A 22,765-nucleotide genomic window follows, 5' to 3' on the forward strand; every position below is an offset into this window, starting at 1 on the left:
CTGGCATGATGAATGTTAGAAATGCTGAAATCTGCATAAGCAAAAGCCTGCTTCTTAATTGAAGCAGGCTTTATTCTGGGTAGCTTATAAAGAGTAACTTAACCCTAGGAAGTACTGTCTACCGAAGTATTGAATTGTTCCTGTTTGATGTTCTTCACCAAAATAGGTTTTGTTCGGCTCATCGGTTAAGTTATTAATTTGGAATAAGAACTTAAGTCCATTTTCCAATGCGTATGAAGCTTGATAATCCACAATCGTTTCGGCATCGAAGAAAGCAAGTTGTGATTCAACTGCCACTTGTTCTGAAACATAGCTACTACGATATCTCATGCTAACGCGAGTATCGAAACCATCCAGAGTATAGAACAAGGTGGTGTTGAGTACGCTTTCTGATAAACCTGGTAATGGAATGGATAAGTTTGAACCACTTAAATCTGTGGTAAATTCCACTTCACTGTCTGAATACGAGTAGCTGCCAGTGAAGCCAAGACCGCTGAGTGGCGAGGGTAGGAAATCAAATATTTGGGTATAACCTAACTCAACACCACGAATGTAGCCGCCATTGTCGTTGTTGATCGCAGTTTGATATTGACCTTCATCTTTCACTACTGGGAATTCAACACCATTATCGATAATAGTATCGGGGACGATAAATCCATTACCTTCAAAATCAAATGGTTGGATTGTAAAGTTGTTGATAAAGGATTTAATATCTTTGTAGAACAAGGCTACGACAACCGCACCTTCAGAATCTTCAAAATAGTGCTCGTAAGATAAGTCGTATTGATCTGCATAGAACGGATCGAGTAGAGGACTGGTGTTACCCCAAGCATTGTACTTTTTGTATCCTGGTGTAGCAGAATCGTCATACCAAGATCCCATGCCTGACTTTAGCTTGTCGATTGGAGGACGTGACATCACTGATGCTGCAGCAAAGCGCAGTTGATCATTTTCAGTGAGGTGGAAAGTTAAGTTGAGTGACGGTAAATAATCGGTATAGGTTTTACCTATCTCGTTACGGATATAATCGGTACTGATCACGCCAAGTTCATCAGTAATCGCTTCACCTAGACCATAGCCAACTTGTTGTAGACCTTTACTGCTTTGATCTGTTTGAACAACACGCACGCCCACGTTACCCGTGACTTTCATATCGCCTAAGTCAAACTCGAGATTACCTTGGACATAGCCAGCTAATACATCTTCATTGACCGAACCGCTTTGGATCATGGTCCAGTTATTAGACCAATTTGCTGTCGGGGTGAAAGGGGATTGTCCTGTTGCCGCTAACTGCGCGTTAACCAGCTCAATGGCTTTGTTGAAATCAACGGAAAGGAAGTTAGGGTAACCAGATAATTCACCGCCAAAGTTGACGACATTTGTCATGTCAGTGTTCATTTGAAGCACCGGCTGGTTAGTTGGGTTTTTACCAAATTCAAAACCATAACCGGCTTGTGAACGTTGCGCATTAAACTCACGTTCTGAGTAGCGCAGACCAAAATCAACTGAAGTTAAGAAACCAGAATCTAATGCATAGTTAAAGTCTAACTTGTAGGCGACAAGATCATTTTGTTGATCGTATGGCCACATACCCACTTCTTTTAAACCCAAGGTCGCGGTATTGGTATAGTCGTTTGAAAAACTGACATCGGCAGGGCTTAAACCATGTAGTTGATAATTAATTGATTCGGCTGAGCGTACTTCATTACCTATATCATCATATAAAACGGCACGAGTGCCGCCGTTGACGAACTCACCATCGGCTTTTGAATAGCTCACATCACCTGCGACAGTTAATGCGCCGCCATTATTCCACTCAATATTGACTGAGCCTGATGTCAGTTCTGAATATTTTGAGTCGTTATCATTGATAACAAAAACGGCAAAGTTATCAGTACCATCAGTTGATACCGTTCCGCCTGTCATAGAACCATTTTCAACAACCGCATCACTAATAGTACCGTTTTTTAATGACTTAACGCGAAAGCCTCGGGCAAAGTTTTCGGAAGTGAATTTTGAATGGAATAAATCACTTTTTACACTGAGATTGTCTGTTGGTTGCCAATGGATAGCAGCCATATAACCATCACGTGTATCATCACCGCCTTTTTGCTGTAACTCAAAACCTTCACTGATTGATTCGGCAGCACCGTCGCCATTGACATCTTTTTTATCGTCGTTGAAACGTAAACCAATGAATTGACTGGCAACATAAGGTTGGTACAAATGGGCATAGCCTAGCGCCACACCGAGTGTATCTTCAAGGAATTTGCCTTGATAGGCAAAGCTAAGACGGTTGCCATATTGATCGGCATCGGAAATCTCATCCGCTCTGTCATTAAAACTGCCGCGAGCATTGATATTAAATGATTGGTCTTTGTCGCTTTTTAAGGGATCTGCGGTTTTTAATTCTACCGTACCGGCGACGCCTCCTTCAATCAGCGAGGCTTTTGGTGTTTTATAGACGGCGGCTTGACTAATTAATTCGGATGGATATTGGTCAAACTCAATCGCGCGTTTACCGCCCGTTGTCACTTGTTCGTGTCCATTAAGTGTTGCAAAGACGAAATCACCATCAAGACCTCGAATATTGAGGCCGCTTGCTTGTCCACCTGTGCGCACTGCGGTCACGCCTGGTAAGCGAGTCAGTGCATCAGCGATTGACTGATCGGGAAGGGCGCCAAGATCATCTGCTGAAATCGATTCAGAGACGGTATCTCCAAAGCGTTTATCATTTAGTGATTTGATGACACTGGTTCTAAAGCCTTTAACTTCAATAACCTCAATAGCAGCTTCTTTTGCTTTTGCTTCCTTATCTGTGGTCACTTCATCTGCCGCATAGGAGTGCATACTGGCACCTGCGGCGATGAGCGCTAAGGTTAGCAAACTGGGTTTAAATCGCATCATATCTCTCTTCCCCTTGGAGTCGCTTTATCGCTTTGTAGAGCGTTTTATCGTTATCACCGCGTTATGTTTGCGGCCTTTTTTTTTGGTATCTGGGCGCTTAATTGACTGCATAAGTGCTGCGTTTATGACCAAATTGTTATGCAACGGTGAAGATACTACTCCCGAGTTTCTTAGCTGAACAACAGAGTGCATACGTATTCAATACCTAGCAGAGTTAAGAATAGACTGTGATAGAGGGTGAACTCAGGGAATAAAATGATTTTATTTTGTAATCAAGTGACTGTTAATAAAAAGTAAATTTCATTGTGATGCCATGTGACTATTGGCTGCATTTTCTGCATACGTATGCAGGTGTATTGAACCTTATTTCCCTCTTCACGTATGCTCGGTAACACAAAAGAAGCCGCGATGACTTTACTCTGCAGTAACAAAACGATAACTGTTTGCTTGAGTGTGTTAGGGAAAGTTCGCTGTAGAATAATGATAAAGGGGCAACAATGAGTGAGTTAACGTGGTGGCGTGGTGCAGTGATTTACCAAATTTATCCGCGTAGCCTTTTAGATACCAATGGCGATGGCGTCGGGGATTTACGCGGCATTATCATAAAGCTGGATTACATTGCGAGTCTTAATGTCGACGCCATCTGGATTTCACCTTTCTTTAAATCTCCTATGGCAGATTTTGGCTACGACATCAGTGATTACCGTGAAGTTGACCCTCTTTTTGGCACTATGCATGATTTCGATGAATTGATTGAAAAAGCCCACGGTTTAGGTATTAAGGTCATTATTGATCAAGTATTAAGTCATACCTCGGACCAACATGCGTGGTTTATCGAGAGCCGCGAAAACCGTACGAATCCCAAGGCGGATTGGTATGTGTGGGCCGATCCTAAGGAAGACGGTACAGCGCCTAACAACTGGCTCGCGATTTTTGGCGGTTGTGCTTGGGAGTGGGAACCGCGCAGACAGCAATACTATTTACATAACTTCCTGCGTAGTCAGCCCGATATTAATTTCCATCATCCCGAAGTGCGCCAAGCTGTGCTGGATAACGTTGAATTTTGGCTTAAAAAGGGGGTAGATGGCTTCCGCTTAGATGCCATTACCTTTTGTTATCACGATGAACTGCTCAGGGATAATCCGGCAAAACCTAAGGATAAACGTCAGGGCCGTGGTTTCAGTGAAGATAACCCTTACGCATATCAATACCATTACTACAATAATGACCGTCCGCAAACCATCGCTTTTATTGAAGATTTACGAAAGCTCATCAATCGCTATCCCGGAGCGGTGACCTTAGGCGAAGTCTCTGCCGAAGATTCTTTGGCTGTAATGGCTGCCTACACTAAGGGCGAAGATCGCCTGCATATGGCCTACAGTTTTGAGCTGCTGACTGATGATTACAGCGCAAGTTATATTCGCCAAACCGTAGAGGCTTTGGAAGCGAGCATAGGTGATGGCTGGCCATGTTGGGCTATCGGCAATCATGATGTGCAGCGTGTAGCGAGTCGTTGGGGGCAAGGTAAGCAGAATTCAGACATGGTCAAAATGCTTAATGCCATGCTAAGTTCGCTGCGCGGCAGTATATGTAGTTATCAAGGTGAAGAACTCGGTCTAACCGAGGCGCCAATTGAATACCATGAGCTGCAAGATCCCTTTGGCAAAACATTTTGGCCTATGTTTAAGGGGCGTGATGGTTGCCGTACGCCAATGCCGTGGCAGCAAGGCGCTGACTTTAGTGGTTTTAGTGATGTTTCTCCTTGGCTGCCAATTGCACCTGCGCACCAAGCGTTAGCTGTGGATGTACAAGAATCTGATGCTGATTCTATGCTCAATGGTTATCGACGTTTTCTGGCTTGGCGTAAGTTACACCCAGTGTTAGTTGAAGGTGATATTAAATTTGTTGATACAAAGGAGCCCATTTTGGCCTTTGTTCGCACCTTAGGCGATATAAAAGTGCTCGTGGGATTCAATTTAGGTGATACCGAGGTCGAGTTTGATTTCTCTGCATTTGAAATCAGTGAGTCGTTGACGGGACACGGCCTTAAAACCGCACAAATAGAACACAATCAGCTGAAGTTTTCGGCATTTACCAGCTTTTATGCAATGTTAAAGTGAAAATGATTCATTTTTATTCGGTTGAAGTGTTATAGATACGGGATCCCAAGCCCACAGTTCGATATAAACCCGCCCACGGGCACCATGGGGAATGTAACCTTAATTAGTTCCTGATAATAAAAACATACAGAGAGAATAACTATGGCGTCATCAATTAATACCGGTAGCTACACGAGCAGCACTGGCGAAAATGGGTCGGGCAGTTATCGTTTTGCCTTGATCTCATTGACTTCACTGTTTTTTATGTGGGGTTTTATCACTTGCTTGAACGATATTCTGATCCCGCATCTTAAAGCGGTGTTTTCACTGAATTATACTCAAGCCATGTTGATCCAGTTTTGTTTCTTCGGTGCTTATTTTCTAGTCTCAATCCCTGCGGGTAACTTAGTGAAAAAGCTGGGTTATCAAAAGGGAATTGTTTCTGGTCTCGTGATTGCAAGTATTGGTTGTGCGCTGTTTTATCCTGCGGCGGCCCTCGCTACTTACAACTTGTTCCTCGGTGCATTATTTGTTTTGGCATCAGGCATCACAATCCTGCAAGTGGCAGCCAATCCTTATGTCAATGCCTTAGGCAGTCGCGAAACTGCGTCGAGTCGTTTGAATTTAACGCAAGCGTTCAACGCCTTAGGCACAACGGTCGCGCCGTTTTTTGGTGCTATGTTAATTCTTTCTGTTGCCAGTTCAGTATCTGGCGATTTAGCCCAAGCGAGTGCTGAAGCAGAAGTAGTTAAACTGCCATACCTGTTACTTTCTGGCGCCTTGGCAATTTTAGCGCTGATTTTTGCGAAGTTAGATTTACCTGTGATCCGTGAGCATGATGAAAGTGTTCAAGGTGAAGTTCAGACCCATCTAGGTAAAACCAGTGCCTTACAAAGCAAGCACTTAGTGCTCGGCGCTGTGGGTATTTTCGTGTATGTCGGCGCAGAAGTGTCTATCGGTAGCTTTTTAGTTAGCTTCTTAGGTGAAAGCCATATAGCGGGTATGCCAGAAGCCGAAGCCGCCCATTACATCGCCTATTATTGGGGTGGTGCTATGGTGGGACGTTTCATTGGCTCTGTGGTGATGCAAAAAGTACCAGCAGGCTCAGTGCTTGCATTTAATGCTTTTATGGCGGCGCTACTTGTGGTTGCAGCGATGACAACCAGTGGCAGCATTGCCATGTGGGCAATCCTTGGGGTGGGGTTATTTAACTCGATTATGTTCCCAACGATCTTCAGCTTAGCGCTTCGTGATTTAGGTCCACACACTTCACAGGGCAGTGGCATTCTGTGTTTGGCGATTGTGGGCGGCGCGATTTTACCTTTATTCCAGGGCATGTTAGCGGATAACCTTGGCGTTCAGCTCGCCTTTATTCTGCCCGTGATTTGTTATGGGTTTATCCTGTTCTACGGGGCTAAAGGCTCAAAAATGTAATGGATTAAACTGACTGTGGCAAAAAGCGATCTTAGGATCGCTTTTTTTATGGCTTTAACCTTAACTCGGCGCCAGCGTGCTTGCGTATTAGGGCCTGACCTCCTATGATCCTCCGGTTTTATCATTCATGGTGACCTTTTAAATGTTGAATTCTCCGCTTTCTGCCAGCTCGAACGAATTAGTGATCAGTATCTTAACTATGGTGCTGAGCCAAGGAAAACCCTTAGATCGGGCCTATTCTCAGCATTTTTCTGGGTTGCAATTAGTACCCGCCGAGCAGGCGCGTATCGCATTGACGACGGGGGATATCCTACGTCGTTTAAATCTATATTGTTATCTGGCGGAAATCAGCCCAGATGAGATGGAGCGTTTTGGCTCTAAATTGCTTAATGCTTGGCATTTATTCCACGGGCTTGAACTGCCTAAAATGCAATATTCGCTGCAAGTTGATGAGGTGCGTTTAGCTGAGCGTATCGAGCAAGCGAAAACTAAGCCTGTACTGTGGGACGGTTGCCCTGAGTGGCTCGATGTTATGGGCCGTGAGCAACTAGGTGAGTCTTGGGAAAAAGAGCGCGCCGCGTTAAGTACAGCGCCGAAACGTTTTTTACGCGCTAACGGCCTTAAGGTGACTCGTGATGAACTGGCCGCTAAGCTTGCTGCCGAGTTTGTGAGCACGCTCTGTGTTGATGGGGTTGATTCCGCCCTTGAAGTGACCTCCGATTCTGCCTTGTTCCGTACCCAAAGCTTTAAAGATGGCTTATTCGAGCAGCAGGATGCGGGCTCTCAGCGCGTAGCTGCGGCGCTTGATGCCAAGCCGGGGATGAAAGTTATTGATGCTTGCGCGGGTGCTGGCGGCAAAACTTTACATATAGCTGCACAAATGCAGGGTAAAGGACGCTTGTTGGCCATGGATGTGGAGCAATGGAAACTCGACAAACTTAAGGAGCGTGCCCGTCGTAATGGGGCACACAATGTCGAAACCCGTGTTATCGCCAGCAGTAAAACTATAAAACGCTTAAAGCTCAGTGCCGATAGGGTATTGCTTGATGTGCCTTGCTCTGGTTTGGGTGTATTAAAGCGTAATCCCGATGCAAAATGGCGTGATACCGTAGAGCGTTTACCCGTGTTAATGGAACTGCAAAAACACATTTTGAACAGTTACAGCCGCATGGTCAAAGTCGGTGGCATAGTCGTCTATGCGACTTGTTCTATCTTCCCTTGCGAGAACCGCGGTCAAGTGGATGCGTTTTTAGCCGAGAACCCCAACTTTCGCCTGATTGAGGATGAAAGTATCAGCCCAGCCGATAGCGGCTTTGATGGCTTTTACCTTGCCAAACTTGAACGTATTCAAGAATAAAGCCTTGCAGTTAAGACTAAAGTAAGCCCTTTATTACATTGGTAAAGGGTTTACTTCATTAACATTAGTGCCTAGAATTTCCGATAAGTTATAAATATTTAACATTGTTAATCAGTATTTATATTGCAACTTTGCTCTTAAGGAAATTATGGCGTACGGCGTTAACCTTCCAGATCTGCTCGATCATGCAGACGTTAAACTCGCCCACAATGTCAGCATAGCTTGTTATAACAGTATTCTTTCTATGCTGCTCAATGGCGCACCGCTACATGAAATCTTGCACGCCTTAGTCTTAAAAATCGAAGCTCAAAAAGTAGGAACTAGAGGGTCTGTGTTACTGCTCAGTGTTGACGGTAAACGTTTGTTATTAGGTGCGGCCCCCAATTTACCCGACAGTTACAATCAAGCCATTAATGGTGTCGAAATTGGCCCCAATGTGGGTTCTTGTGGCACGGCTGCCTATTATGCGCAGCGTGTCATCGTTGAAGATATCGCTCAACATTCTTACTGGGTTAATTATAAAGAACTGCCATTACGTGCAGGTCTTAAATCTTGTTGGTCAGAACCTATCAAAGATACTCATGGCAAAGTGCTAGGCACATTTGCCATGTATTATGATACGATAAAATCCCCAATAGAGCAGGATTTAGAGCTCATTTCAGAGGCGGCAAGACTGGCGAGTTTAGCCATTGAACGCAGTCGTGCAATGGGATTTCAGCATTTAGCTGTGAAAATTTTTGACCGGTTACCCCTTGCTCTGGTTATTTCCAATTCTGACGATGCAGTTCTCTATGCTAATCCCGCTTTCAGACATATAGTTATTCCTCAAGATACTGATATAGCTAACTTTCACCCTAAGATTTTTTTAGCATCATCCCAATCTAATGAATTAGTGGGGTTATTTGAGCATTTAGCTCAGGACAGAATGTGGCAGGGTGAGTTGGTGGGTCTTAGGGGAAATGGCGAGGAGTTTTATCTTGACCTTATCGTCACAACCTTCCGAGAGTCCAATGGTCAGCAACCCTGTTTTGCATGGCTATTTTCAGACATTAGTGAACGTAAGAAAGCGGCGCAGCTGATTAAGTATCAGGCCAATAATGACTCTCTTACGGGACTTGCTAACCGCAATGCGTTATTCAAGCAGATCCAAGCATTAATTACTTCCGACAGTTTGACTCCCGGCTTTAGTTTTATGTTGATGGATTTAGATAACTTTAAGCAAGTCAACGACACCCATGGCCATGACAAAGGTGATGCACTGTTAGTGCAAGTAGTTAAACAGATCAGCGAGTGTGTCGATGACACTATGGTGTTTGCACGCTTAGGAGGGGATGAGTTTGCCTTGCTATTACCTGGGGTTGTTAACCAGAAAGAATTGGCACAAATTGCAGATACAATTAACAAAAATGTGGCAAAACATTATGTGCTAGCCGATGGAAAAGGCGTTTATAGCTCGGTAAGTATAGGGATTGCACGTTTTCCTGAAGATGCCCTCGATCTTGAACAGTTGTTAAATTGTGCCGATCAGGCCATGTATATTTCTAAGGCAAATGGTCGCAATCGATATCATTTTTTTACTGAACAAATGCAGCTAAATGCCGAGCGTGTTGCTAGCCTTCATAATCAACTTAAGCAGGCATTAGATCAGCATACCTTCGAGCTTTATTACCAACCCATAGTCAATGCGACCACAGGCTTGATTGTCCGTGCTGAAGTGCTGCTGCGCTGGCAGCATGAGGGAACGTTTATTCCACCCGATGAATTTATTCCCATCGCTGAGAACAGTGGTTTAATCGTTGATATTGGTCGAGATGTTCGCCTTGGTGCTATGCAGACTATTTTAGAGATGCAGGAACGAAATTGGCCCATTAATTTATCGGTGAATGTCTCGACTTTTGAGTTTTGGTCCCATGAACTACAAGATGCCTTTGTGGAATCCTTTGCTGCGATTATCGAGCAACTTGAGGTAACAGATTTCCCTTATGATAGATTAACCCTTGAGATCACTGAATCTTTGCTGATGAAGCAGCATACGTATCTTATTGATGTGCTTAATGGTTTGCGGGTTAAGGGGATAAAAATTTCTTTGGATGACTTTGGCACTGGCTATTCGTCCTTATCCTATTTGGCTAATTTCCCGATCGATCAAATTAAAATCGATAAGAGCTTTATCGACAGATTAGATGAAGGCAAACGTCACGAAGCGTTGGTGGAGGCCATAGTGCGTTTAAGCCATGCGTTAGATTTAACTGTGACGGCAGAAGGGGTAGAAACTGAGTCCCAGCTTAAATTTGTAATGGCGAATCATATTCAAGAAATTCAAGGCTATTTATTTTATAAGCCTATGCCCAAAGCTGCATTCTTTGCGCTGTTGGCAAAGCAAGCTGAGCTGCATTAGGTTCTTGGTATTGGAGCTTTGATGTTTGACCTAAATATGAGGGCGGCTTAACCTGCGACAGCCTGATTGATATATTGGGTTTAGATGTAAGTTAATAATCCAATATTTAGGAATATAGTGTTGAAAGATAACAAATAAAAAGAGCGCCTCGGCGCTCTTTTTATGACTGAAAACGGATGCAGTACTGAGTCAGCTTGATGAATGTTAAGATTTAGCGGTTATCTGGCTGTTAATCACTAGACTCAAGTATTCAGTAAAATCGTGACCGTGATTTTGCAGCATTTTGGGGAACATAGAAATCGGCGTAGAACCTGGGAAGGTATTGATTTCATTTAGTAAAATTTCATTATCCGCGGTTAAGAAAAAGTCGATGCGCGACAGGTGACGCAATTTCATACCTTTAAATGCTTTGATTGCATAGGCGCGGATTTGTTCACTGATCTCAGCTGACACATGCTGTGCCACCACATCGGTGCGTGCTTTACTGTTTTTGGCGTATTTCTCATCGAAGGTGTAGAAGGTGTTGGTATCACAGATGATTTCACCTGGTACTGTCGCCACCACTTCACCGTTGTATTCGTATACTGCGACTTCTAACTCACGGGCTTTAATGGTTTTTTCAACGATAACATAGGGCGCATAGCCGAAAGCATCTTTAAGCACGCCAGCGACTTTATCGCTGTCATCGACTTTATAACAACCAACAGAGGAACCCTGGGAGGCCGCTTTGACGAAGATGGATCCCCATAATGCTAATGCGGCTTGGGTTTGCTCTATTGCTGCATCATCGAATTGGTTTAGAAAAATATACGGGGTATTCGGAATACCTAAGGCAGAGAACCACATTTTAGCGGTGATCTTATTAAAGCAGTTACTGCTAGCCTCGGATTCACAGCCAAAATAGGGCAGTTGGATCAAATTAAAATAGGATTGAATGTCACCTGTTTCGCCGGGATAGCCATGGATGCAGGGAATGACGTAATCGACCGGCCATGGGGCTTTGCTCTCATCGCGGAAGCGAATTTCGCGGCTATTGGTCAGTTCACAATCATCACCCGCAGCGGTGCGGTATTGACCAAATTTATCCAGTTCGACACGCAATACACAAAACTGTTCGGATTTTGCCAGTGAGGTTTCAAAATAATTGGCCGACATGAGTGAAATATCGTGTTCGGCACTTCCGCCGCCGCACAGCAAAAGCAGGTTGATCTTAGACATTGTGAGTGATTCCTCAAAGTGAGCAAAATCGGATGACATCGGCCTGTGGCAATACGAATATCATCCTATAGTACAGCCGCTGTCATCTTAGTTTTCTTGACCCTATGAGTGCAAGGTTTTGCTGACTGACGGCTATTAAGTGGTGAATTTTAACGCATTACATCGCATTGCAAATATGGGCTTGTTCCTTTGTCGGGTTTATTTTGATTTTTGTGGCGTGAGATGGCAATGTCGTTGGACTATTACTTCGTCACCGTCATCTAAACTGTGCAACCCAGTACGAGTGACATTGACTTTAGGCAGATTACAGCATGGTATCTCATGGTGAATAAAAACATTCGGTTAGCCCGCTTAAAGGATACAGATAGTGTGCAGGTATTACTTGAGCAACTCGGTTATTCTTTGCCCCATGCCGCTTTAGCCCAGACGTTAAGCCAATATCAGCATGACTCTTTGCGCCGCAGTGATGAATTACTGGTGTATGAGCAACATAATGCGCAGGGTGACCTGCAAGTTGTCGCTGTGATGGCCTTAATGTTCTTTGATTATTTCCCCGCCTTGAGTCGTATCTGTCGTATAACCGCAATTGTGGTGGATGCCGACATGCGGGGTCAGGGCGTTGGCTCTCAGTTGATTGCCTTTGCGAAAGAAAGGGGAAAGCAAGAGAATTGCCAGTTACTCGAACTCACTACATCGATGCAGCGCATTGCCACACAGCAATACTATGAAAGTATAGGGTTTACCAAAACATCCTTTCGCTACAGCTTAGTTTTGAGTGAACCAAACGGCTAATTCTTGGCTCGAGCGAGCATAATCAGATCCGTTGTCCTTGTGCCTTCGGGTACCGGAAAAACGTTGCGGGTGACATTGATAATTTCAAATTGATTTTAGCAATTGATATTGCTTGGCCCACCACCGATATTCAGTCATCCGAATTTGTACATTAATACAAAAGATCAGAGTAAATAGTTCAGATCAAAACAGATGTTTAGCCCTAAGTTATAGGCATGATTTTTATGTAAATTCACCATTAACTCGACATCCATCAGTTGCGCTAAGGTCACTGGTCTCGCTTCCCAGCGCGGTGCGTGGCCAGCATCATTACAGTGTGCTAGGTATAAACGTCGCGTACTTTGATGTATGCCAAAATACGTCATATTACAACGCTGGCTAATCGTTAAATAGGGCTCAAAGTCGAGTGCATATACCTGCATGTCTTGAAATACTGACCACTGGATATAGCGGGTTTTTTCATAATAACGTTTAGGTAAAGCGGCATCTGGTGCTATGGCGTCAAACAAGGAAATAACGGCTTGTAGATCCTTAAGTGTAATAATGTCCTTTTTAATCAATGTTTAAATCCTTAGTTTCATGGTTAGAGTAAATCTAAAAGTCATATCTTAAAATGTAGTTCCTAAAGTGTTCCCCATTGACCACAAAGCTTCATTCACCCCCAAAGGCGGTCGGCAAGACCCGATGCGCGTTGGGTTGCTTGGCTACTGGCCCGCTCGAATACGTGCTGGGTGCCTAAGCAGGTAAAGTGGACTTTAGCGCGGGTGATGGCGGTGTAGACCAACTCTTTGGTCAGCAGTTGCCACTGGGCTAGGCTGGGGCTCGGCGGCAATACTAAGGCCACACGGCTAAATTCGCTGCCTTGGCTCTTGTGTACTGTCATGGCGTAACAGGTTTCATGGCTTGGCAAACGGGCTGGCAAGACTTTTAACAGGCTGCCATCGGCCTTGATAAAGTGCGCCATTAAACGTTCGGGTTTATCTTCATCCTGCAAAATCAATCCGATATCACCGTTAAACAGGCCTAAGTTATAGTCATTGCTTTGGATGATAATGGGCCGACCCAGATAAAACTCCTGTAGCGGTTTAATCAGCTTGGCATTGGCCAGTGCTTGAGTCACAAATTGATTAATACCTTCAACCCCATAATCGCCCGAGCGCATAGCACATAGAATACGGTACTGGTTAAAGCGTTCAATGATGTCAGCTGTGCTTGGACGCTTGCTTAAATCACTATTACTCGTATCGCTATTCAAGGCGCTGAGATAAGTGCCATATTGCTGGCAGGCTTGCTCTAGAAGTGAATTGAGTCCCATATTATTAGCAGGCTCGCTCACTTTGGCTTGGGTTTGGCTTACGACCATACTGTGTTCTAACCAGCTCAATTCTGCAGGTCCCTGTTGCCATACCTGCAAAATACCTTGAAGATCTGCGCGATTGACGGCACTGGCGAGCAGTCCAATCCCTGCATCGCCTTTAAATCTGTGGCTGTGCATTAGCATACATAAGCTATCGCCAAGTTTAGGGGCGTCGCTGATATAGGGCGTTAACTCAAAACCCGTTAAAGCACTCAGACGCTCGGCTTGTTCCTTGGAATAGCGCATTTGCCACAGAGCAGGGCTGCTTGAAGCTATGTTGTTCTGAGCAAGGTTATTGGGATCTACTGGTATTTTAAGGCCCGCACAAATATCGGCGAGCACAGCGCCAGCCTCAACTGAGGCGAGTTGGTCTTGATCGCCGAGTAAAATCAAACTGGCGTGCTCGGGCAGTGCGCTGAGCAATTTATACATCATGGGCAAATCGACCATAGAGGCTTCGTCGACGATTAATAAGTCGAGCCTAAGCGGATTACCTTGATGGTGGCGAAAGTGCGGCGAATTGGGGATCACCCCAAGCAGCCTGTGTAAGGTTGATGCCTCCTCTGGAATACGTCCCAGAGCCGTTAAAAAGTCTTGGCTATTTCTATTGCGAGCTTCATCAATAACATTAGCATGGGCGCTGAGTTCCTTCGCCAGACGCGCTTTTGAGGCTTTGATTGATTCGCTTAAGCGAGCCGCCGCTTTTCCCGTTGGCGCGACTAAACGGATTTCCTGCTGTGATTCCATTTGTAGCAATAACAAAAGCTTAGTCACAGTAGTGGTTTTGCCCGTACCTGGGCCGCCAGTGATCACCGACAGTTTTTTACCCAGCGCTGTGGCCGTGGCGACCTTTTGCCAATCAATGGGTGCTGTGTCTTCACTGTTAGTGAGTACATTGGTAGTGAGTGAATGGGGATCGCTCACAGTGGTAGGGAACAGTTGATCTAGCAGTGACCTCAACTTAGCGATTTGCGGTTGCTTTTGGTGGTTTGCTTCTTCAGATAATTGCCTAGATACGCTTCCGGACAAGCGGATTAATGAGGCGGCGACTGAGGTTTCAAATTGATGATAACGTTGTAAATAGAGTATGCCATTATCAAAAATAAGCGGTTTGTTACTGCCCGCTTGGCCGACGGCATCAAAGGTTTGTAAGGTCTCAGTGAGCGCTTCGAGGCTTAAGGTGATTTTACAATGGCTATTTTGTTCGGCCATGGGATTAAGTGGCACAATATGGGCGAGCACTAGACAACTGTGCTGTGAAGATAATTGCTGGCTTAATAGCGCACACAGCAAAATAAATAAGGGATGTTGGCTGTCGCCTGGATGTAAGAGACTCATTTCGAGTGCGAAATGCCGATCGAGTGGCGTGAGCAGTCGTTCTTGCTCCCACTGTTTCAACAGCTCTGGTAGCGGCGCGGTAAGCTGGATTGCGCCATGATCTATCCATTTCGCGGCTGTGAGTGAATGTGCATTTAGCCCTTGGGTTGAGCGCATCATGCCGTGACTCCTGTATCGATTGCACCAGCTAATCTGCTGTGAAATAAATTGTCATTAAAAAGTGAATCCAGCGCGAGAATAAGTGCCTTCGGCGGCTTGTCGTAGTAAATACCGTAGCCGGGATACTGAGCCGACATACCCCGTAAGAACAAGTAATAACAACCGCCGATATGGCTTTCGTAGTCATAACTTGGCAGGCGTAAACTCAAATATCTGTGCAGCGCCAATGAGTAGAGGATGTACTGCAAATCGTACCTGTGATCAGTTATGGCATTTTGCAGCGCGCTTTGATGATAGGCATTGATGTTGTCGCCTAAATGATTCGACTTATAGTCGGCGATATAATATTGACCTTGGTATTCAAAGGTTAAATCGATAAAGCCTTTGAGCATGCCCTTGAGATCATCAAACTTAAGTGTCGACTCATAGCCAAATTGCTGCAGTAGCGCATTGAGTTCAGTATCTTTAAGTTCGCTTAAGGGTAAATAAAACTCCATTTCGACTAAGGTATTCTGTGGCGATAACTTGGCTAAGCACAGATCTGGATGAGCAGGTTTGACGGCGCTTACGGCGCTTACGGCTCTTACATGGCTAGTGACCTGCGACGCTAAGGCATGCGGTATCGCGCAAAGCGGTGCATGCAGCACATCCAAATACCAAGTATGTAATATTGTTTGCCATTCGGGCGCGATACCGTATTGCAGCATGGCTTTAGGCAATTGCAGCGGTAAGTCGATTTCTGCCTGCGTAAAATCAATCTCTTCTAGCACTAAATGCATAAAGCTACCGGCATTGGCGCCGCGTTCAAAGTTAAAGCGATTGAGCATGTCATCCTGCAGATCATGACTTGCCTCATCAGGAATAGAGAGTGTTTGCGCAGCCGTATATTCAAGCGTACCTAATATTTCATCGTCGGCACCCGGAGCGGCTTTACCATGGCTGGTATTTTTAACTAGGCCTGAATAACTGCCGACTCGCCACGGCGTGCTGTATTGGCGGGTTAAGGTTTTCGCGCTAAGTATTTGCGCTATGTCTTGGCTTGAGGGCAATGGGCGCTCGTCTATGTCATCGGGCACCTTATCAATACTTATGGCTTCCACATCTTGAGCGAGCTGCTGCGCAGCATTGCAGATACGGGCAAAGTCACATTCTGAGTCGCCTATGCCGAGCAGATAGCCGATAGCGGTTTCATGCAGCTGACTTTTAAGGCCATTTTTAAGCTGACGACTGTGGTTGGCGATATACAAGTAACACAAATACACAGGGCGAGTGAGCGCCACATACAAAAGGCGCAAGTCTTCGGCTAAGGTTTCTTGCTTGGCGCGCTCCCAACCTTCATCCGTGCCTTCGATATCCCATACTAGCTCTTGCTCACCTGCATCGTTAGTTCTGTGGTACAGCATAGGCGTCGGGCGGCGGCGATTGTCACGGGCTAGGCTGACAAAGGGCACAAAACACACGGGATACTCAAGGCCCTTACTCTTATGGATAGTCACAATTTGCACCAGATTCTGCTCGCTTTCAAGACGCAGCTGCTGTTCATCTGTGCCTGTGTTATCAATCAGTTGCTGTTCATACCAATTGAGCAGGGCGCTAATACCATCAAGTTCGGTGGCCTTTTGCTGTAATAGCTCGGCAAGGTGGCGAAAATCCGTCAGGCGGCGCTCACCGTTTGTGGCATCTTGCTCTTGAGCATCTACCTCAGCACTGGCGGTGTGCAGTAAACGGTCAATCAGCTTAGTGCTATTGGCAAGGCTTAATAGCGCGGGCATGATGCCGCGTTTTTGCCACACTTGGTGCAAGTTAAAAAACTGCTCTAATAACAGCTGTCTGTGCTCTTCATCTTGGTTAAAGGCATGAATTTGCTCGGCGCTGTAGCCTAATAATGCCGTGGCTAGGGCGCTGCGCAGTGCCCGCTCATCCTTAGGATTCGCCAGAGATCGTAAAATTAACGCCATTTCCCGCGCTTCAAGGGTATCGAATACACTGTCGCGACTTAAAAACACTGCGCCTATGTGGCGTTTACTCAATGCGGTTTTCATCACCGCCGCCTCGTTGCGATCCCGCACTAAGATAGCGATGTCTTTAGCGATTAAAGGCCCTTTCGGGCTGTGGCATTCGCCATTGGCCGCATCTGTCAGTAAACGGGTGATCTCCGCTGCTGCATCTTCGGCGAGCAAGTGTCTTGCGGTGGTTTTGTTGAGGCCGTTTTCTGCGCTTTCGCTTAAGAGTCTTAATCTTAAGGCGGCAGGATTGGCGGTTTTTTCAGTGAGGGTTTTCCCCTTGGCACTGCTGGGCGTTTTCACGCTATCAAAGGGGATCGACTGACTGATAAACGGATCGTGATGCTGGCTAAACAGATGGTTAACCCCAGCGACCATGTTTGCGCTTGAGCGGTAGTTGGTATCCAGATGATAGTGGGCCTGCGTATGATGACGGGCCTCAATATAGGTATGGATATCGGCGCCGCGAAAGGCATAAATGGCCTGTTTAGGATCGCCAATCATCAACAGAATGAGCTTATTTTCAGTAGCGTCTACACCTTGCTTTTCAAACGAGTAGCGGCCTTGGTAGATGCCAGAGAAGATCGCAAATTGCAGCGGATCGGTATCTTGGAATTCATCAATAAGCGCGACGGGGAAACGTGTTGCCACGGCTTTGGGCAAGGTTTCATTATTGGCATGTAGCGCGCTTGCTAATGTCGTGAGTAAATCATCTGGGGTCAGCACGTTTTTTTGCTGCTTTTGCTGGGAAAATCGCTCGCTTATGCCAAGTTTCGCACTATGTAAAAACGCTGGTTTAATGGCGGCAATCAATGTAGCGAGCTGCTCCATATGATCCATCAGCGGCGCTTCGCTCACGCTTGGGATCACGCCGCCCTTGTTGAGTTTTAACTCAGACAGCGATAAGGCTTCTAATTCTTTCAGTGGCGGCAACCCATGCCCGAAGGCGAGCCAGTTATCTAGTGCATCGAACATGGCGGCGAGCTTGGGGTACTTATCCGTTGCTTTGCCAAAGCGGGTACCATTCAGCGGCAAACTGTGTAGCAATGCCAATAAGCCATCGCGTCCCCTTGGCCAAGCTAATTTAAAGCGCTCTAAACTTTGGCGTAGTGACAGGGCTAAGGCATCAAACTTAAGCGCGGGTTTCAAAAGCTTTGCTTGACTGGCGCCAAGGAGCGGTCGCAACTGTTTGACTAAACCATCGGGCTCGCCAAATTCCTTGGCAATGATTTGCGCTAAGTAATCGGGCAGCGGATAACAGGCCTCACGCCAAAAATCCCGCACCGCATGGTGCAAAAATTCGCTGTCGTCCAAGGTAAAGTCCGATTCGAACAGCAAGGAAGACTCAAAGGCGAGATCCGATAAAATTCGCTGACAGAAACCGTGAATGGTAAAAATCGCCGCTTCGTCGAGTGATTTAAGGGCGAGATCGAACCGCCGCAGGGCAATGGCGCGATCACTCTCTGGGGTGTTGTCATACAATGCCTGCACAAAGGGGTCGGCAATCGTTAGTCCTAAGAAGCACTTAAAGGCGACTTGAATACGCCGGCGAATACGATCCCTTAGCTCTTCGGTGGCCGCATTGGTAAAAGTTACTACGAGAATTTGTTCGCAGGTGAGCGGTGCAGGAATGCCATCACCAAGTAATAAGCGTAAGTAAAGACCTGAAATCGTGTAGGTTTTACCTGTGCCTGCGCTGGCCTCAATAAGACGACTACCGCCAAAGGGCAGAGTGAGAGGATCAAGCGCTTGTGGTGCTGAATGTAACGCTGCTGCGTTTAACTGCATCTGTTCACTCATGCTTGCTCTCCATGTGCGCTATTGCGGTTCAAATGTGGTGCGAGAGCTTGTGTGTCAGTCGCGTGTTCATTAGCAGGGCCTTGGCTCATGCCATCGTTTAGCGCAAATTCCTCAAGCTGAGCCAGCGTGTCTTTGAGATATAAACTCACCATAGGGCGATAGATACGCTCGGCTAATGCACTAAAGCTATCCTCAGAGAAATCCCGCGGGAAACTGAATAATCGCTGGTAATGGGGTTCGTTCCCTTCACCCAATTGACTCTGCTCATCTAACCATTCGGGTAATGCTTGCTGCAAACGCTCATCGTGCTCACCCTCGCAGCTGACGTAGGCCAGTGACGTGCGCGGCATAAAACACAGTGGGTGTTGTTGGCCTTGGTAAAACAACACTAACAAATCGGCCAGTAACGCATGGGCGCGCTCAGCAGTGATTGGCGCCAAGGCGTGGAAGTGCCCCATGTCGAGTAGATAGCTTGCATGTGTGTGGCCCATTGCCATTAAACACAGGTGGCGAAGGTACAACCTCAGCACATCGCGACCGTGGGCGCTACCAGGACGGTAATTCACTAATCCCTTAGGGCTGATGTCATCAATACGGCCTTGCAGTACCACTTGCTGGGATTTACCCGCCGTGATGGGCAAGTCAAACAGGAGTTTAATATCCGCATGACTACTGGCTTGTTCTCCCTTGAGGAACAAGGTTCTGCCAATCAAAGGCTTAATATCGTGCTGATATTGGCGTAGCAGCAAATCATCGAAGGGCTGCATGGGCAAAGTGCCACTGGCTTTGAGGCGTTTAATCAGCTCGATATCGGGCTCAGTTAGGCCTTGGCCTATGGCATCGTCGAGTAACTGGGCCTGTAACATATAACGCTCTAGGGCATTCAAGCTAAAGGGCTCGTCATTATCATCGGCCTGAATATTAAGGCTGAGATCGACTTTTAACGTACGGTTGAAGAAGTACTGCGCCGGATTTCGAAAGAAACGGATCAGGGCTGACACATCCACTTGCTTGCTTTGCTTACTTTGCTGCTGTTCGTGCTCAGAAGCTGGCTGTGCCTCTGTATCTGGCACTGAGTCTTGTTCATCCGCTTCGAGCATGATGCGAGTTTGCACGCCGATAAAGCGGCCCGCATGTGTGCCCGCAGCGTCCGCATTGGGCGGACACCATTGCAGGCTGTAACTTTGGCCTATGCCCGAGTTATTTTGGGTTCTGCCTGATCCATCTATGTTTGAGCCATCTTTGTCATCATTTTTTACTGTGGCTTGATACAACTTAGGATCGAAGGGTTGCAGTGGCTGGTGGCTGACAATTGCGTTATAGAGGGCTTTTTCGGCATCCTCTGGGTCTATGGGGCTTGAAGCGTTTTGCGATTGAGCCAATAGCGTTTCAGGCAAATAGCACAGCTGACAATATTCAATCAGCTCAGAGACGAGCATAGAGGCGATACGTTCAGAGTTATCCCGTTCGCTGCGGCCAATATAGCTGATATACAGTTGTTCCCGCGCCGACAATAAGGCTTCTAAAAACAAATATCTGTCATCGAGGCGGCGGGAGCGATCGCCTTTACGGGCACCGAAATGCGCCATTAAATCAAAGCCGACGGGATGTTGAACCCTAGGATAAACCCCATCGTTCATGCCGAGTAAACACACGACCTTAAAAGGAATCGAGCGCATCGGCATCAAGGTGCAAAAGTTCACGCTCCCCGCAAGATAACGCTGGCCGACCCGAGATTCGGTTAAGCGTTGATTAAACCATTGCTGCAGCACTTCGATACTGAGGCTCAGTCCGCTTATGCTCTGTTTGGCTAGCGTCTCGAACATACTTGTATCTAACGAGTTTGTATCCAATGGCTTGCCCGCCGATAGTAACTCTTGCTCTAGGACGGCAATGGCATCGCGGATTTCCTGCAATTGTTCGCGCTCGTCTTCATCAGTGTCGTAGAAGGCATCCAGTAGCTCAGTTAATTCAGCCAAACGCAGGGCGCCCACTTGCGGTAAGGCGAGTATTTGCGCCGTTTCATCGAGTACTTCAATAAAATTGAGTAACTTACCTAACGCCTGCGCCGATTGGCCTTCGATGCCAGTCACGATCAGATGGTCTTGGTACAGCGGCGCATCGTCACTCAAGGCGTAGCCTAAAATCAGCCTTTTAATACCAAAGGCCCAGGAGTTTTGCTTAAACGCTGGCACGCCTTGTTTAAGGCGGCTTTGTTCATCGCGGCCCCAACGCACGCCCGCTTCATCTAACCAGCGTCGGATCAGTTGCAATTCATCGTCATCGAGCTGGAAACGGCGCAAAATGGCGGGTACTTCGAGTATGCTCAAAATGTCGGTCAGACCAAAACGACTTTGATTAATCCCAAGTAAATTCAAAAAGCTATTGATGAGCGGTGATTCCTGCGCTGCGCCGCGGTCGGCAATGGCGTAGGGAATGTAATGCAGACCTTGCTTCGCCGAGAAGACGGCATCGATATAGGGCGCGTAGGCGGCGACATCGGGCATCATCACCACTATGTCTTTGGGTGTCAGGTCGGCATGGTTGCTGAGTAACTCAAGCAAGTGATCGTGCAGGGTTTCGACTTCCCGCAGTGGACTGTGACAACTCTTGACTCGAATGGATTCATCGTCGCGCTTAAGCAGGCGTCTGTTCTCGACATTCTGATACAGCTCGGCATCAGGCCCTAGTACTCTGTCTAAGGTTTGCATCTCTAAAATATCGTATTGCACCCCGTGGAGCATGCTGGCATGACTGTGTGGCGAGTTGGGATCGTCACAGGGCTCACAATACACATCGTCGCCAAAGTCGCAGTGTTCGGCGGGGAGCTCAAGCAGCATATCGAGTAATTCACGGCCCATCTTGCCGTTATTGGCAAGCAGCGGGTTACCCACTTCGAGTTTATCTTCCCACAGTTCGGCTAATTGGCGTTTACCCGCATATTGCACCGCCATGCGGGCCCGATTACGGGGATCAACAATGTCACCCCAATAGTGCTGACACGGGCTTAAGCCCAGTACGATCACATCGATACGACCTGCCAGATGGTAAAGTACTTCAAGGGTTTGCGGCGCCATCGAGGAAATGCCAAACACAAATAAGCGTTGTGGCAATTTGGCGAGTGACGTGTCGGGATGATTCAGCGCGGCAATTAAGTCACTGTGCAGGTTGGCCCTGTGGTAATGGCTTTGATTAAGCTCATCACGATTAAAGGCAATCAGTGCGCGCCATAAAATGGGTTGCCAGCGTTGGTCTTCATTCAGCGGCTTGGTGAGTGATTCGGGCTGCTCGTTTTGCTCCCACGCTAAAATCCAATCGGGGCGATACACTAAGTATTGGTCGAAGATATCGGCGATACGGCCACAGAGTTGGTACAGCTTAATGTCGTCAGCCGTCATATCACTGGTGTTGAGATGTTCACTCGTGTCGGCGGTATTTGTGGTGGACCTGTTGTCTAGCGTATTACCTAGATAGTGTCTCAACGGCCCAAAGGCGTCATTTTGCAACATGCGCGGTAAGAGTTGCATCAGCTTCCACGTCATTGCCGCCTTAGTGAAGGCGTTGTCTTTGGGCACATCGGGCAATAAGTCATGGCACAACTGCCAAGTAAAGCTCGATGGCAGCGGGAATTCCAATGCGGCGGCAATCCCATTTTGTTTGGCGATTTCGAGGCGCAGCCAAGTCGACATGCCGGGACTCTGCACCAAAATATGCTCGTTACTCAGTAGACGTGCAAAAGCAAGGGGTTGGGTCAGGTAAGCGGCTAAATGGGCGCAGAGCACTTCCATCTGATTGGACTGGATTAACTTTAGCATGTGCAACTCGGCATGGTGACAGTAAAACAATTCTATGTGTTTGATTTATAAGATTCAACACTATTGCTGCTTCTGTGGAATTAACTCG

Annotated in this window: 11 protein-coding genes; 5 read left to right on the forward strand and 6 right to left on the reverse strand. The window is 46.6% G+C overall.

Annotation, left to right across the window (positions count from 1 at the left end):
• Positions 1 to 84: 84 nt before the first annotated feature.
• Complete coding sequence (locus tag L5M28_RS13030; RefSeq protein WP_263203518.1) at positions 85 to 2,907, reverse strand: TonB-dependent receptor; 2,823 nt, start codon at positions 2,905 to 2,907, stop codon at positions 85 to 87.
• 497 nt (positions 2,908 to 3,404) lie between these two features.
• Here L5M28_RS13030 and L5M28_RS13035 point away from each other — a divergent pair, with 497 nt between their 5' ends.
• The 4 genes from L5M28_RS13035 to L5M28_RS13050 all read left to right on the forward strand — a co-directional run bounded on the left by L5M28_RS13035 (position 3,405) and on the right by L5M28_RS13050 (position 10,195).
• On the forward strand, positions 3,405 to 5,027 hold the full coding sequence (locus tag L5M28_RS13035) for an alpha-glucosidase family protein (RefSeq protein ID WP_263203519.1): 1,623 nt from the start codon (positions 3,405 to 3,407) through the stop codon (positions 5,025 to 5,027).
• A gap of 141 nt (positions 5,028 to 5,168) precedes the next feature.
• Positions 5,169 to 6,440, forward strand: a complete 1,272-nt coding sequence (locus L5M28_RS13040) for a sugar MFS transporter (RefSeq protein ID WP_105252429.1) — start codon at positions 5,169 to 5,171, stop codon at positions 6,438 to 6,440.
• Between the two features lie 142 nt (positions 6,441 to 6,582).
• Entirely contained in the window at positions 6,583 to 7,797 is a 1,215-nt protein-coding gene (locus tag L5M28_RS13045; protein ID WP_263203520.1) for an RsmB/NOP family class I SAM-dependent RNA methyltransferase, read from the forward strand.
• A 148-nt stretch (positions 7,798 to 7,945) separates the two neighbouring features.
• Positions 7,946 to 10,195, forward strand: a complete 2,250-nt coding sequence (locus tag L5M28_RS13050) for an EAL domain-containing protein (protein ID WP_263203521.1) — start codon at positions 7,946 to 7,948, stop codon at positions 10,193 to 10,195.
• Between the two features lie 204 nt (positions 10,196 to 10,399).
• On the opposite strand, the gene L5M28_RS13055 is transcribed toward L5M28_RS13050, so the two are convergent.
• The gene (locus L5M28_RS13055) at positions 10,400 to 11,413 is read right to left on the reverse strand and encodes a D-alanine--D-alanine ligase (RefSeq protein WP_168825124.1); all 1,014 of its coding nucleotides are present in this window, start codon (positions 11,411 to 11,413) and stop codon (positions 10,400 to 10,402) included.
• 321 nt (positions 11,414 to 11,734) lie between these two features.
• Here L5M28_RS13055 and L5M28_RS13060 point away from each other — a divergent pair, with 321 nt between their 5' ends.
• Positions 11,735 to 12,205: a GNAT family N-acetyltransferase gene (locus L5M28_RS13060; protein WP_263195794.1), complete on the forward strand. Its 471-nt coding sequence runs from the start codon at positions 11,735 to 11,737 to the stop codon at positions 12,203 to 12,205.
• Positions 12,206 to 12,369: 164 nt separating this feature from the next.
• Here the strand turns inward: L5M28_RS13060 and L5M28_RS13065 are convergent, their stop codons facing one another.
• The 4 genes from L5M28_RS13065 to recC form a co-directional block, all read right to left on the reverse strand.
• Positions 12,370 to 12,765: a hypothetical protein gene (locus L5M28_RS13065; RefSeq protein ID WP_263195795.1), complete on the reverse strand. Its 396-nt coding sequence runs from the start codon at positions 12,763 to 12,765 to the stop codon at positions 12,370 to 12,372.
• 95 nt (positions 12,766 to 12,860) lie between these two features.
• Positions 12,861 to 15,059: an exodeoxyribonuclease V subunit alpha gene (recD, locus tag L5M28_RS13070; RefSeq protein ID WP_263203523.1), complete on the reverse strand. Its 2,199-nt coding sequence runs from the start codon at positions 15,057 to 15,059 to the stop codon at positions 12,861 to 12,863.
• Positions 15,056 to 18,862 carry an exodeoxyribonuclease V subunit beta gene (gene recB / locus L5M28_RS13075; RefSeq protein WP_263195797.1) on the reverse strand — a complete coding sequence of 1,269 codons (3,807 nt, stop codon included), beginning with the start codon at positions 18,860 to 18,862 and terminating at the stop codon, positions 15,056 to 15,058. The genes recD and recB overlap by 4 nt, the downstream gene beginning before the upstream one ends.
• Positions 18,859 to 22,677: an exodeoxyribonuclease V subunit gamma gene (recC, locus tag L5M28_RS13080; RefSeq protein ID WP_263203524.1), complete on the reverse strand. Its 3,819-nt coding sequence runs from the start codon at positions 22,675 to 22,677 to the stop codon at positions 18,859 to 18,861. The genes recB and recC overlap by 4 nt, the downstream gene beginning before the upstream one ends.
• Between the last annotated feature and the right edge of the window lie 88 nt (positions 22,678 to 22,765).

The organism is Shewanella sp. SW32, from assembly GCF_025653365.1.
Taxonomy (GTDB): Bacteria; Pseudomonadota; Gammaproteobacteria; order Enterobacterales; family Shewanellaceae; genus Shewanella; species Shewanella oncorhynchi.